Origin of the sequence: Leptolyngbya sp. AN10, from assembly GCF_050565645.1 — a bacterium.
Classification (GTDB): Bacteria; Cyanobacteriota; Cyanobacteriia; order Leptolyngbyales; family Leptolyngbyaceae; genus Leptolyngbya.
The window spans coordinates 95,522-108,746 of the sequence record NZ_JBNXVP010000015.1 but is presented as its reverse complement, the minus strand read 5'-3'; the positions used below and the strand labels follow the sequence as shown (position 1 = coordinate 108,746).

General features: G+C 46.4%; 14 protein-coding genes. 10 read left to right on the top strand and 4 right to left on the bottom strand.

Features of this window, described 5'->3' with window-relative positions; all coding sequences use genetic code 11:
• Nucleotides 1-374: 374 nt before the first annotated feature.
• Nucleotides 375-1,673, bottom strand: coding sequence for a glutamate-1-semialdehyde 2,1-aminomutase (gene hemL / locus ACQ4M5_RS21175; RefSeq protein ID WP_430677667.1), 1,299 nt, complete (start codon nt 1,671-1,673; stop codon nt 375-377).
• 105 nt (nt 1,674-1,778) lie between these two features.
• On the opposite strand from hemL, the gene ACQ4M5_RS21170 reads away from it, so the two are divergent.
• On the top strand, nt 1,779-1,976 hold the full coding sequence (locus ACQ4M5_RS21170; protein WP_430677666.1) for a ChaB family protein: 198 nt from the start codon (nt 1,779-1,781) through the stop codon (nt 1,974-1,976).
• Between the two features lie 68 nt (nt 1,977-2,044).
• Here ACQ4M5_RS21170 and ACQ4M5_RS21165 read toward each other — a convergent pair whose 3' ends face one another.
• Entirely contained in the window at nt 2,045-2,989 is a 945-nt protein-coding gene (locus ACQ4M5_RS21165; protein ID WP_430677665.1) for an SPFH domain-containing protein, read from the bottom strand.
• 12 nt (nt 2,990-3,001) lie between these two features.
• Entirely contained in the window at nt 3,002-3,412 is a 411-nt protein-coding gene (locus tag ACQ4M5_RS21160) for an NfeD family protein (protein WP_430677664.1), read from the bottom strand.
• Nucleotides 3,413-3,606: 194 nt separating this feature from the next.
• On the opposite strand from ACQ4M5_RS21160, the gene ACQ4M5_RS21155 reads away from it, so the two are divergent.
• The 3 genes from ACQ4M5_RS21155 (at nt 3,607) to ACQ4M5_RS21145 (ending at nt 7,431) form a co-directional block, all read left to right on the top strand.
• Complete coding sequence (locus tag ACQ4M5_RS21155; protein ID WP_430677663.1) at nt 3,607-5,481, top strand: PP2C family protein-serine/threonine phosphatase; 1,875 nt, start codon at nt 3,607-3,609, stop codon at nt 5,479-5,481.
• Nucleotides 5,482-5,515: 34 nt separating this feature from the next.
• On the top strand, nt 5,516-5,803 hold the full coding sequence (locus ACQ4M5_RS21150; protein WP_430677661.1) for a ferredoxin-thioredoxin reductase variable chain: 288 nt from the start codon (nt 5,516-5,518) through the stop codon (nt 5,801-5,803).
• A 110-nt stretch (nt 5,804-5,913) separates the two neighbouring features.
• The gene (locus ACQ4M5_RS21145; RefSeq protein WP_430677660.1) at nt 5,914-7,431 is read left to right on the top strand and encodes a M10 family metallopeptidase; all 1,518 of its coding nucleotides are present in this window, start codon (nt 5,914-5,916) and stop codon (nt 7,429-7,431) included.
• On the opposite strand, the gene ACQ4M5_RS21140 is transcribed toward ACQ4M5_RS21145, so the two are convergent.
• Entirely contained in the window at nt 7,400-7,630 is a 231-nt protein-coding gene (locus tag ACQ4M5_RS21140; RefSeq protein WP_430677659.1) for a hypothetical protein, read from the bottom strand. The genes ACQ4M5_RS21145 and ACQ4M5_RS21140 overlap by 32 nt on opposite strands.
• Nucleotides 7,631-7,866: 236 nt before the next feature.
• On the opposite strand from ACQ4M5_RS21140, the gene ACQ4M5_RS21135 reads away from it, so the two are divergent.
• The 6 genes from ACQ4M5_RS21135 (at nt 7,867) to ACQ4M5_RS21110 (ending at nt 13,159) form a co-directional block, all read left to right on the top strand.
• Nucleotides 7,867-9,210, top strand: a complete 1,344-nt coding sequence (locus ACQ4M5_RS21135; RefSeq protein WP_430677658.1) for a PAS domain-containing sensor histidine kinase — start codon at nt 7,867-7,869, stop codon at nt 9,208-9,210.
• A 99-nt stretch (nt 9,211-9,309) separates the two neighbouring features.
• The gene (locus ACQ4M5_RS21130; RefSeq protein WP_430677657.1) at nt 9,310-10,041 is read left to right on the top strand and encodes an LmeA family phospholipid-binding protein; all 732 of its coding nucleotides are present in this window, start codon (nt 9,310-9,312) and stop codon (nt 10,039-10,041) included.
• 29 nt (nt 10,042-10,070) lie between these two features.
• Complete coding sequence (locus tag ACQ4M5_RS21125; RefSeq protein ID WP_430677656.1) at nt 10,071-10,595, top strand: DUF2231 domain-containing protein; 525 nt, start codon at nt 10,071-10,073, stop codon at nt 10,593-10,595.
• A 127-nt stretch (nt 10,596-10,722) separates the two neighbouring features.
• On the top strand, nt 10,723-11,079 hold the full coding sequence (locus ACQ4M5_RS21120) for a hypothetical protein (protein WP_430677655.1): 357 nt from the start codon (nt 10,723-10,725) through the stop codon (nt 11,077-11,079).
• 76 nt (nt 11,080-11,155) lie between these two features.
• Nucleotides 11,156-12,025 carry an SDR family oxidoreductase gene (locus ACQ4M5_RS21115; RefSeq protein ID WP_430677654.1) on the top strand — a complete coding sequence of 290 codons (870 nt, stop codon included), beginning with the start codon at nt 11,156-11,158 and terminating at the stop codon, nt 12,023-12,025.
• 450 nt (nt 12,026-12,475) lie between these two features.
• The gene (locus ACQ4M5_RS21110) at nt 12,476-13,159 is read left to right on the top strand and encodes a hypothetical protein (RefSeq protein WP_430677653.1); all 684 of its coding nucleotides are present in this window, start codon (nt 12,476-12,478) and stop codon (nt 13,157-13,159) included.
• Nucleotides 13,160-13,225 lie beyond the last annotated feature (66 nt).

Below are 13,225 nucleotides of genomic sequence, written 5' to 3'. Positions count from 1 at the left end.
CAAGAGAAATTCTTTATTTGGCTAATATTGACCGATTGTCCGATCGCTGCAACCTATCTAAAGAATGACTCTATATACTTTGTATCGTTTACCTTTCTAGTATTCCCGGACTTTTTAGAAGGCTTGAGGAAAGAATATCTAATGCATTGTTTTCGACTCGAAAACAATGCAATGTTAAGTTCTGTGTTTGGGTGTTGTATAGCAATCCTAAATCAGTTGTGAATTGCAGGATTGATCGTGCCCCCTAACCCCCAAGCTTGGGGGAACAAGACTCTTAGCCCCCAGAATTGGGGGTTTGGGGGCGTTCCCGAATCTCACAACTCAAACCGGATTGCTATAGCAATTTTGGGGACTCGATCGAGTCCCCCGATCGTCTACAGATTCGACATTACAGATCGAGCGGCTTCGATTGTACGATCGATATCTTCATCAGTATGTGCAAGCGACATAAAGCCTGCTTCAAACTGCGATGGAGCTAAGTAAACGCCTTGTTCTAACATGCCGCGATGGAACTTGCTGAACTTTGCAAGATCCGATTTTTTTGCATCTTCGTAGTTGTGAACCGGACCTTCCGTGAAGAAGAAACCGAACATGCCGCTGATTGAGCCGCCACATGCAGAATGACCTGTTTCTTTCGCCACATCTAAAAGACCTGCAATCAGGCGCGAAGTAATGCGATCGAGATACTCATAAGTCCCCGGTTGGCGCAACAGTTCGAGCGTTTTAATGCCAGCAGTCATCGCTAATGGATTCCCCGAAAGCGTTCCAGCTTGATACATTGCGCCCGCAGGAGCAACCATTTCCATGATTTCGCGTCGTCCACCGTAAGCACCGACAGGCAGACCGCCACCGATCACTTTACCCAAGGTAGTAAGGTCTGGAGTGATGCCAAATTTCTCTTGCACACCACCGTAAGCAATGCGGAATCCGGTCATTACTTCGTCGAATACTAATAGTGCTCCGTGTTCTGTGGTCAGTTCGCGCAAGCCTGCTAAGAAGCCAGGATCGGGAGGAATGAATCCAGCATTTCCAACGATCGGTTCAAGCATAACCCCTGCAACTTCACCGGGATTTTCTTCGAGCAGTTTCTTCACTGCATCCAAATCGTTGTAAGGAGCATTCAACGTGTTGCTCGTAGTTGATTTCGGCACACCTGGAGAATCAGGCAAACCGAGCGTTGCAACACCCGATCCAGCCTTCACCAAGAACATATCTGCGTGTCCGTGGTAGCAGCCTTCAAACTTGATAATTTTTTCGCGTCCAGTAAACGCTCTCATCAAGCGCAGCACAGACATACAAGCCTCTGTGCCCGAATTCACAAAGCGCACCATTTCAATGCTCGGAACGGCATCGATCACCATTTCCGCCAAAACGTTTTCTAAATACGATGGTGCACCGAAGCTAGTTCCTTTTTCGGCAGCAGCTTGAATGGCTTGGATCACGTCGGGGTGAGCGTGACCGCAAATCGCAGGACCCCAAGTGCCAATGTAGTCGATGTATTTATTCCCATCGACATCCCAAGCATACGCACCTTTAACTCGATCGAAGACGATCGGCTGTCCACCAACGGACTTAAACGCCCGCACTGGAGAACTGACTCCACCCGGCATCAGTTTTTGTGCCGCTGCAAAGATTTCATCTGATTTAGTGGTTTTCAAAGTACCTGTAATCAAAGCTTTCTCCTTAAATCCAATCCTGAAGATATTCCGTAGGGTAGGGGATTTTTTCCCACAACAGCGAGATACTACACAATTATCCCATTTACTGGAGGCGACTGAATGTCGTACCAAAGTAATCGTGAACTGCCTGATAGTGTTCGCGATCAACTGTCGGAAACTGCCCAGCACTTTTATAGGGTAGCGTTTAACTCTGCGCTTCAGTGGTACGGTGAGGAGACAAAAGCGCATCAGATTGCGTGGAGTGCAGTGAGAAATCAAGCCGTAAGTTTGAATAGCGCGATCGTTGAAGTTCTGTAAATTAATTGCAATGAAAAACCTGCGATCGTAATTGAGCGATCGCAGGTTTTTTGTGTTCAGAAAGTTAATTAGCCTTTGCCGTTCTCATCAACCATCGATAACATGCCTTGTAACGTTGCAGGAATGCTGCGCGGGTCCATGAACATGACCTTGCTGCTATCGCTCTTACCAACAGTCGTTCCCATGTCCAGATAGCTCAGGGCTAAAAGAACTTTTCCAGCCTCGGCAGCACGCGGATCATTGTTCAAAGCTTGCGTCACAATCTGAATCGCTTCTGCGGTTGCTTGAGCTTTCAAAACTGCTTGTTGGCGTTCCGCTTGGGCTTTGAGCACGATCGTTTTCTGATCTGCCTCGGCTGCCAAAATCGTCGCTTTCTGACGGGCTTCTGCATCCAGAACTTGCGCTTCCGCTTTACCACGAGCCGAGTTTACTGCTGATTCCCGTTCCCCTTCAGAGGTGAGAATAGCAGCCCGTTTGCGGCGTTCTGCGGACATTTGCAACTCCATCGATTCTTGAACCGCTTTGGAGGGCACAATGTCGCGGAGTTCGACACGAGTGACTTTCACGCCCCAAGGATCAGTCGCGGTATCCAGTTCGCGCAAGAGAATTTCGTTAATCTGCGATCGAGCCGTAAAGGTCTCATCCAATTCCAACTGTCCCATCTCAGCCCGAATCTGAGTTAGAACCAAATTCACCATTGCAGACTGGAGATTTTGCACTTTGTAATAGGCTTTCTCCATGTCCACGATGCGCCAGTACACGACAGCATCCACCGTGATCGAAACGTTATCGCGAGTAATACAACCTTGTGGCGGAATATCGAGGACTTTTTCCCGAATCGTTTCCTGGAACGCAACGCGATCGAGTCCTGGAAACACGAAATTCAAACCAGGCGACAATTTGCGATCGTAGCTTCCCAGACGTTCCACTAACGCTTCGTTTCCTTGCTGGATGATTTTAACGCTTGAAACGGCTCCACCGCCGACGACTAAAGCAATAACCCAACCCCACATAACAACCTCTCCTTAAAATTCTTCTGGCATCACAATTAAAGTAGTTCCCCGACGACCGACCACATACACGCGGCGACCTGCGGGAATGTCAAGATTTGAGCTTTCGCAACGAGCCGCCCAAGAATTGCCCTCATAGCAAACTCGTCCTACTTCACCCGGACGAATTTCGGTGAGGGTTTCCGCTTCAGTGGCATCAAGTTTATAAGCGGCTCGACGATTGACAAACCGACGAGAAACGAGAATGAGCACGATCGACAAAATCACCCATAGCCCGATTTGGAATCCGAGCGGCAATAGGTGAGCCACGATCGCGACGAGTAACGCACTTACGCCAAGAACAAAGGCGATAAATGCAGTCGGCAGGACGAACTCGATCAAACACAGTCCTGCACCAACGATGAACCAAACGACTGTGGGAGTCATAATCTAAACAAATTTGAACGGAATCAAAGTCTCACACCGAATTTAGAATGCAGCGATCGCGGACTGGAATTCTCATGCTTTAATACAGACTTCAAATCGTGAGTGCAACATTCCGGTAACGTGTTGATCTTTTCGACGCAGTTGGCGGTAAGATGCGTTGCGATTCGCCTCCTTCATCTTAGCTTCTCCTGACTATGAACTCCTCTGGCAAACTCTTTGAACGTGCAGCTACGACGACGATTAGACGGTTTCAATCTCAAGGATTTCATTATCTTTGGGCTGTGGGAACGACTGCTGGGCGGAAAAAATCAGGAACCACGATCGCCGATCGCTATCAGGTCAAAGCGCCACAAATTTGGCTAGATACACAGCCAGAGAATGACCCACAAGCGCCTTTGGCTGCGTCGGAATTGGCACAGACTTACTTGTTGTTGTATCCGTATCGATTGCACGTTCCAGAGGTGTACGGGGTTTGTCGGGATGGCGGAGATGAGATTTTATTACTAGAGAACGTGCCAATTACGGAATCTGGAGAATTACAGCCGTCGATCGCGCAAGTTTGGTATCAAGGCAGTGCAACTCGCCAGATTTATTGGTTGTGGCAGATGCTCGAATTGTGGACACCGTTGAAGGAGTTGGGAGTCGCATCGAGTTTGTTGTCGCCGGATTTTGTTCGGATTGAGGGATGGCGGATTCGGCTGAAAGAATTGATTCTCGATGAAGGGCAAACTCAGGAAGCTTTTGCAGCGCCGACTTTGGCGAATTTGGCTCAGAGTTGGGCGGTCTTATTGCCCGATGCAAAACCTGCGATCGCGGAACAGTTACAAGCTCTCTGCGCTTTGATGCAAACTTCAGATGTGAGCTACCGCGAGATTTCGACTCGGTTAAATGTGCTGTTGTTGGAACAGGCTTCTCAGTTGCCGTTGAGAATTCAAGTGCATGGCGCGACGGAAGTTGGGAAACGTCGATCGCATAATGAAGATTCTTGTTATCCGATCGCTTCGAGAACGCAGACGTTTGATGATTTGTCGGCAAAATTAACGATCGTCTGTGATGGAATTGGTGGACATGATGGTGGCGAAGTTGCCAGTCAGTTAGCAGTTCAATCGATTCAATTGCAAGTTAAAGCACTGTTATCGGAAATTGCAGGACAGCCGGAACCGTTACCTCCGGATTTGATTTGTGATCAATTAGCTGCGATCGTTCGAGTTGTAAATAATTTGATTGCTGCTCAAAACGATGCTCAGAACCGGACGGCTCGGCGGCGGATGGGAACAACTTTAGTAATGGCATTACAGATTCCGCAACGAGTAACTTTACCGGGAGGCTCGATCGCGAATAATGCTCACGAAGTCTACCTCGTCAATGTTGGAGATAGCCGCGCTTACTGGATTACACCCGAATATTGTCATCAATTAACCGTCGATGATGATGTCGCAGTGCGAGAAGTTCGGATGGGTCGATCGCTGTATCGGGAAGCGCTGAAACGCCCGGATTCGGGAGCGCTCACTCAAGCAATGGGAACTCGTGAAGGACATCATCTGCATCCAAGTGTACGACGCTTCATTCTTGAAGAAGATGGAATGCTCGTACTCTGTTCGGATGGTATGAGCGATAACGGATTTGTCGAGCAATCTTGGGCGGATTATGCAGAGCTAATTTTGCAGGAGAAATTCTCGATCGAGTCTGCGGTGCAATCTTGGCTGGACTTCGCCGATCAGCGGAACGGACATGATAACGCCTCGATCGTGCTCACTCATTGTCAAGTTTCAGCCGCATTGCCAGAAATGCGATTACCGTTGTCGAAATCGATCTCAAGTGGAGACGATCCAGAACTGCCAGAACCGATCGTCATTCCGCCGACTGAAGTGGTGAAACCGAAGAAGAAAAATCGCATCTTCTTAAAATCTTTGCTGGTTCTGCTTTTGGGTGGTGGTGCAGCGTTGGGAACTTGGTATTACCGTGATCCGGTGGGAATGCAGCAGCGGATTCGGACAGAAGCGGGACGAATTCAGCCAACGATCGAATCATTGCGTCAACTCATCCCTAACGATTTGCTCAAACGATAGAGCGATCGACACGCATTATGCAAAGATTAAAGGGTTGTCTATCGTTCATTCAGGGCAAGTGATTGTGGTGAATCTTGCGGAGAGAGGAACACTCAAGGTTATGAAAATTGGCGATCGTGTTCGAGTGAAAGAATCAGTGGTGGTCTATCACCATCCGGAACACCGCAACGAGGCGTTTGATATCAAAGGTCAAGAAGGCGAGATAATCGCGGTCGTGAAAGAATGGCAAGGTCGTCCGGTTAGTGCAAACTTTCCTTTCCTGGTCAAATTTGCAGGCAAGTTTCGCGCTCATCTTCAAGAGTTTGAACTTGAAGTGATCTAAGTAGGTGCAAGACTTGTAAAGTTCTCGATCGCACCCCAATAACTTGGCGGAATCGTCATTTACGCTTAGAAGAGTGGAGCAATTCACTCTTTTTTCGTATGTTTTAGACGATGATGCTAACTCGATTCAAATACTGGTTTGTGGCGACGATCGCGTTTCTTTCTGTGACGATTGCTACTCAATCTCTCGCGTCCTGGAATACTTTCGATTCAACGTATAAAGCGATTTTGCCTCCGAAAAATGAGAACGGGCAAATTCAGAAATGGGATACGAGCACAGTCACTTACAGCTTTGTAACGGCTGCGAATGTCAAAGATTACCCGGATGATCATCCTGAGAAAATTAGCCCGGTTCCCGAAGAGACGAAAGGCTATGTGCGCGAAATTCTAGAAGAAATGTATGCTTCGGTGATTCCAATTACGTTCAAGGAAGTTCCAGATACGAATGATCCGAAAGCGAGTGCAAATATTCGCGTGATGGTTTATGAGAATACTTCTGGTAGTTATGCCTCTGCGTATCGACCCAAAACGTATGGCGATCAGCGCGATGGAGCGGTTTTTCTCTACAGTGGTGGCGGTGACTGGAAAAAAGGCATTGGAAGTGCAGAGTACGCAACGATCGTTCACGAGCTTGGACACGCGATGGGACTAAAACATCCCGGTCGATACGCGGAAGATGAAGAGCCGCCGTTTCTGCCGTTGGAAATGGATAACACAATTAATTCTGTGATGTCTTACGATGTGGACTCGAATCTAGCTCAGGAACCCTCGGCTTGGAATTGGTCGCTGATGGCGCATGATATCGCAGCACTACAAGCCCTTTACGGCGCGAATAAGGCGTTTCAGGCGGGCGATACCGTTTACAAATTTACCGGAGACGGAACGAGTATTTTTCCGTTTAATGGAGTCGATCGACAATTCAAAGCGACTCAAGCAATTTGGGACGGTGGAGGCAATAACTCGATCGATGTCTCTGCACTTCCCCTAGATGAAAACGGCTACTACTATGATCTTCGTCCTGGTGGTCAATTAACGACAAAAGAAGCATTCAATAGTGGGCGGTATACGCTTCATGCTCCTAAAACTCAAAATCCAGAAGGTAGCGCAGATCAAGAATTCAAAATGTCCAAGTTTGCCACGGTGATTGGATTTGGAGTGCAGATCAAAGATATCGAAGGATCATCGAGTTCTGATGAAGTGATTGGGAATGCTTTGGACAATCGGATTATTGGAAATGCAGGAAACGATCGCTTAGATGGCGGTGCTGGAAATGATTGGATTGAAGGCGGAACGGGAGACGATCGCTTAATTGCAAGTGCAGGTCGAAATGTTCTGCTCGGTGGTGCAGGCGATGATATCTATCAGGTTGGCACTGTAGCGGGAACGCGAATCATTGATAGTGAAGGACGCGATCGTATTGTCTTCGATCGACAACCGAGCTTAAACGCAATGATGCGCCGGAATGCAGATTTGATCGTGGATTTAAACTCTGATGGAATCGCGAATCCGGATCAAGATTTAGTCATTGCAGAATTTTTTGCAGAAAGCTCGATCGTTTCTGTTGGAAATTGGTCGCATCAAAGAATTGCTAATGCTTTTAGTCGCCCGATCGTCGTCGGAACCAACTAAAAACATTGATATCGCCGCGCATTTTTTCTAGTTCGCGGCGATTTTGTTCTGAAATTTCGGCATACCATTCGCAATATCGATCGTGTGCTTCACGTGAATGAACTTCTTGATAAAACTGATGTGTCGATCGATAGATTTCAAACAGTTCTGGCTCGACTTGAACTGGGGGCAAAAACCAGCGGTGATTTTGAATTGGCATGAGAACAAGCGCAAACACGTTCTGCTAATCTAGCGCAATTTATTAAAAATTCCTGTTAAGGCAGTCCTCACGGTAGAGTCAGGAATCACCAGAGTTTGCAATCATACGAAGCGTGGGGGCAGGATCAATTCACCTAAATTTAAGCTGAGTTACGATTATATTCCCTCTATGTTCGACATTGTTATACGCAATTTTGTCTCATTCAATTGTTTTTTAAATAATTCGATCGTAGAGCTATGAATGAATCTAAAAATATTCGCGATCGACAAAACCTAATTCATCAATTAGAAACCGTCGATCAACAAGTGCATCAGCTTTTTCAATCGTTTGACCAATCACCTACACCAGATGCTTCTTTTACAGAATATCTGTCTGCACTTTCCAAAGCCCTAACAGAATTAAAATCGATCGAAGAAGAAGTGTGTCAGCAAAATCAACAACTTCTTGAGACAAGACAGGCGCTTGAAGCGCAGCAACGCCGCTATCAAGAGTTATTTGAATTTGCTCCAGATGGCTATCTAATCACAGATAAACACGGAGAAATTCAAGAAGCAAATCGAGCCGCAGCAGAGCTATTAAAGATTGATAAAAGATATATTGTCGGTAAGATTCTGATTAATTTTGTCGCAGCAGAGCACCGGAATGTTTTCCGATCGCTGTTACTTCAACTGCAATCGATCGAGCAAGTTCGCGAATGGGAAATTCCGCTGATTGCCGACGATGGAACGCGATTTGAAGCTGCTTTAACCACTGTTGCGGTAAAAACAGAAACTAGAGAAACGATCGCGCTTCGGTGGCTTGTGCGAGATATTACCACGCGAAAACAAATTGAAGAACAATTAAGAAAAATTCAAAATCAGAACTTACAACTGATCGAAGCCGATCGATTAAAAGAGCAATTTATCGCAACCATGTCTCACGAGTTGCGAACGCCTTTGACTGCAATTTTAGGCTTTTCCGATTTATTACTCCGCCAATTTCATCGCCAATTTCCCCCACATCAAGCAAAATTAATCGAACGGATTTTTGAAAACGGACGGCATTTATTAAGCCTGATCGAAGATATTTTAGACTTTTCAAATCTGCGGGCGAAGCGAATTGAACTTCACTTAGAAACATTCGATTTGAACGAATTAGTCTCTTTGACCGTTGAAGAAATGCGATCGCTGGCAGAACAAAAGAAACTAGGATTTCATACTCACTTCACAGCTAGAAATTCGACGATCGTGAACGATCGAGCAAGAGTGAAACAAATTCTATTCAATCTCATTTCTAACGCGATCAAATTTACCGATTCCGGTTCCGTCTGCGTTCAAGTCAAGCCGGGAAAATTCGGCAGAATCGCGATCGCAGTTCAAGACACCGGAATTGGAATTGATGATGCCAATTTTGATTCGATTTTCCAGGAGTTTCGACAGGTCAATCAAACCACGACTCGACAACATGGCGGAACCGGGCTAGGGCTTGCTATCACTAAAGCGCTTACTCAATTGATGGGCGGAGAAATCACAGTTCAAAGCAAACCAGGGATGGGTTCTACATTTACGGTTGAACTGCCGATGCAAGTTGCCCCTCTCTAGACAGAGTGCGATCGCGCTTTTCTTCTGTCAGTGTGCAGATTTAGCCACTGTTCAAATGTTCTAAATTTAAGCCTGATTGGACTGGCGCAGGAGCGAAACATGCCGGATTTAGATGACCAAGCCATTAGCAAGGTTGCAGAACTCGGAATCAAGAGCCAACTCGACGCAGTTGAAACTTTAAACGTTGCAATTGATATTGATCCCCTAAAAGTGATCACTGGAGCCTTAAACTCTGTGTCGATCGCGGGCGAAGGAATGGTGATGAAACAAGACCTTCGCATCGAACAAATGGAGTTCAATACTGGATCAGTTGCAGTGAATCCGATGAGCCTTGCTTTTGGCAAAATTGAATTGACACATCCCACTGAAGCAGAAGCGATCGTAACCCTTACCGAATCAGATATTAATCGCGCATTTCGCTCTGATTTTGTCAAAGGCAAAATGCAGAATTTAGATGTGCAAGTCAATGGTGAAACTGCCACCGTTGATATGCAAAAAATTAATTTTGGTCTGCCTGGAGCAGGCAAGATTTTATTTAGCACAGAAGTGATTTTACAAAATTCACAAGAGAGGAAATCTGTAGCCTTTACTGCGGTTCCGAAAATCAGCCCAGACAAGCAACAGATTGTACTTGAAGATGTTGAATATTTAGACAATCAAGAACTGTCCCCAGAGTTCACTGAAGCGATGTTAAACGAAGCCAAAAAACTGCTTGATTTGAAGAATTTCGAGCTTGGTGATATGTCGCTTCAGCTCCAGCGATTGGCAGCACTGAAAGGAAAACTAATTCTTCAGTCAGAAGCGATCGTCAATCAGTTTCCGTCATCCTAAAGGCAAATTACTCTATCAGGAGAACCCCTATGTCGAGATCTACGCCGAGCGTTCCGTTGTTGGTTGAATCAGATGAAGCTGAATTGCGCGATAGTGGCGTTCCTAGCACCGTTCACGTCCTAAAACACCCGTTGCATCCGTTGATTGTCACTTTCCCGATCGCACTGTTAACCAGCACGCTCTTAACGGATGGCGCTTATTGGCTGACCCAAGATGCGTTCTGGGCGCGGGCTTCCTTCTGGTTGCTGATTGGTGGTTTGATTACTGGATTAGTTGCCGCAGCGACCGGAATGAGTGATTTTCTGCGAATTGGTCGGGTTCGTGAACACAGTGCAGGCTGGGCGCACATGGTTGGAAATATCGCAGCATTGCTCTTGTCTGGAGCGAATTTGTGGTTACGTTGGGGCAACCAAACGGGCGCAATTGTTCCCACTGGGATCTTAATTTCTTTGTTTGTTGCGGCGACTTTAGGAATTACTGGATGGTACGGGGCTGAATTAATTTACCGCCATAAAGTTGCAGTCATTGGTATTGGACCCAAAGGGCGACCCTAACTGAATGGAAGAGTGAAGAACAGGTTACTTCACGCTTTTGGACGATTGGTCAACTCATACATTTGAAAGAGGCAAGATACGCCTCTTTTTTTTACGTTTATATCAGTAAGAGTTCAATTTTTTTATTATGAATAACGATTCAAAGCCCGCTGAAAATACTAATGGGATCAATCAACCGATGACCCCTCAAGAAGTTGATCCGCAGCAAAAACTAGAACAGTTAAAAGAACTCGAAAAAGGTGGTTTGACGGCAAACCCTGGCGATCGCATTGATGAGTCGAAATCTTTAGAAGAAAAAGCGAAACAAGTTGCGGTCGATGCTCCGGATATCACGGGCGACCATATTACCGTTCCGACCTATTTCGTGTTTGAGACTCCCGAAGGCGAAGAGAAAGCGCTGCACCACGTCAAAGACGCTGAAGAGATCTCCGACATGATTCGTATGGCTCGTATGGACGAGGACGGCAACCGAATTTGGCGGTAGGAATGTTTGATTTGGGCGATCGCTAAAATTTGTCGATCGCCTAACCGCCAATATCCCAGAACAAAGGAGAACAACGATGGCACAAGCCTCAGAACAGCAAAAGTCCCAACCCGCTCAACAGCAAGACCAACAGCCCGGTAAAGAGTCCGAAATGAATCCACTACCTCGGCACTCGGATTACAAGTACAAGGGCAGCGATAAACTGCTTGATAAAGTTGCTTTAATCACTGGCGGAGATAGTGGAATTGGTCGCGCAGTCGCAATCTTTTTCGCGAAAGAAGGTGCAGATAGCGTCATTGTTTATCTCAACGAGCACGAAGATGCTCAGGAAACGGTTCGCTTGGTTGAGAAAGAAGGTCGTCGCTGTATTGCGATCGCGGGTGACATTGGCGACGAGGCTTTTTGTAAAGAAGCGGTGCAAGAAGCAGTCGGTGAATTCGGACATCTCGATATTTTGATCAACAATGCCGCAGAACAGCACCCACAAGACGGCATTGAAAACATCACCGCAGAGCAATTAGAGCGTACTTTCCGCACAAATATCTTCGGTATGTTCTTCCTAACCAAGGCAGCTATGCCACATCTGAAAGAAGGAAGTGCAATCATTAATACGACTTCTGTGACGGCATATCAGGGAAGTCCGCAGTTGCTAGATTACTCTTCAACGAAGGGCGCGATCGTGGCATTTACTCGATCGCTATCTAAGTCCTTGGTCGAAAAAGGAATTCGGGTGAATGGAGTTGCACCGGGACCGATTTGGACTCCGTTGATTCCGTCTACGTTCCCGCCTGAGAAGGTTGAGAGCTTTGGTCAACAAGTCCCGATGCAGCGAGCAGGACAACCGGAAGAAGTGGCTCCGAGCTATGTCTTCTTAGCTTCGGATGATTCGAGCTATATGACCGGACAAATTCTGCACCCAAACGGCGGTAACGTGGTCAACGGTTAGGCTTAGACCGATGAGAAGAAAGTATAGCAATCCTGAGTGAGTTGTGAAGTAGGGAGGGTTGTGAAGAAGTAGGGAGTGGGGAGTGGGGTGTTGCTCTCGTTTTGATTTCTTACTCCCTACTCCCTACCCCCACTCTTTCTAATTTAGATTAAAAATACTGCCCCATTTCTTCCCAAACCCGTTTCATAAATTGATTAATAAGTAGATGGGTGAGATTAATCGTAAGATGCGTTTCGACTCCGCTCAACGCGCAACACCCGATTCTTCGAGGGTTGAGCGCAGTCGAAACCCAAACCCAACGAGCGGTTTAATTTGGCTCTCCTACTTATCTGACTCCTTTGTTCAAACCCTTTTATTAATCTGCTTCAATTTTTTCTTTTCGCATCCACAGAGTGAATTCTATGGATCGAATCGGAGTATCCTTAGAACAATAATAAGTTTTGTTAACAAATGACTTGGAAGATTTACATTGAGCCAGATTGGTTCAACCTCACCTCACCTTTGTTGAAACGAAAGCGATCGGCGTTTGAAATTGAGGATCTACCAGGGATTTGGCGGATTCACTGGCAACTCGGTGATACAACGCTTTTATCCACGTTTTACACGCGCATTGATCAAGCCTGCCTCGTCTGGGGAATGATTTCGGTTCTCATTTTTTCCATCGCTCAGTTTTGCGCCCTTGATTGGCGACTTCAAGCGATTCTTTGGACAGGACTGACGCTGATGGGCACGATCGTCATGGTTCAACTGTCGCATCATTGGCGATCGATTAAGCCGCTAAGTGATGTGATCGATGCTTGGGTGTTTCTCATGCTGTTCGGAGTTGGACTCACGGATTTGAGCGTCTTTTTCGGTTGGGGATTTCTGCTCGTCAATCTTTGTCCGTTGTGGCTGATTTTGGATGGAATTGGCTATCTGTATACGGGCGCGAAGATGCGATCGCGTGCTTTCGCTTTTATCGGATTGCTCAACCTTGCAGGACTCGTACTTTTACCCTATATCAGCGAGTGGCAGTTCTTGGCGACTGGATTAATCACCGGAATTAGCACACTTTTGATGGCGGAACTGCAATGGGATTCGGGTGATGTCTGTGCTCACCTCGCGAAATTACAGACAGAAGAATCGAATTTCTAAATATTCCTTAAGGGGCATTTTCGATTGTCAAACTGTCGCATAAGATACAAAATATATTCAGGTTCA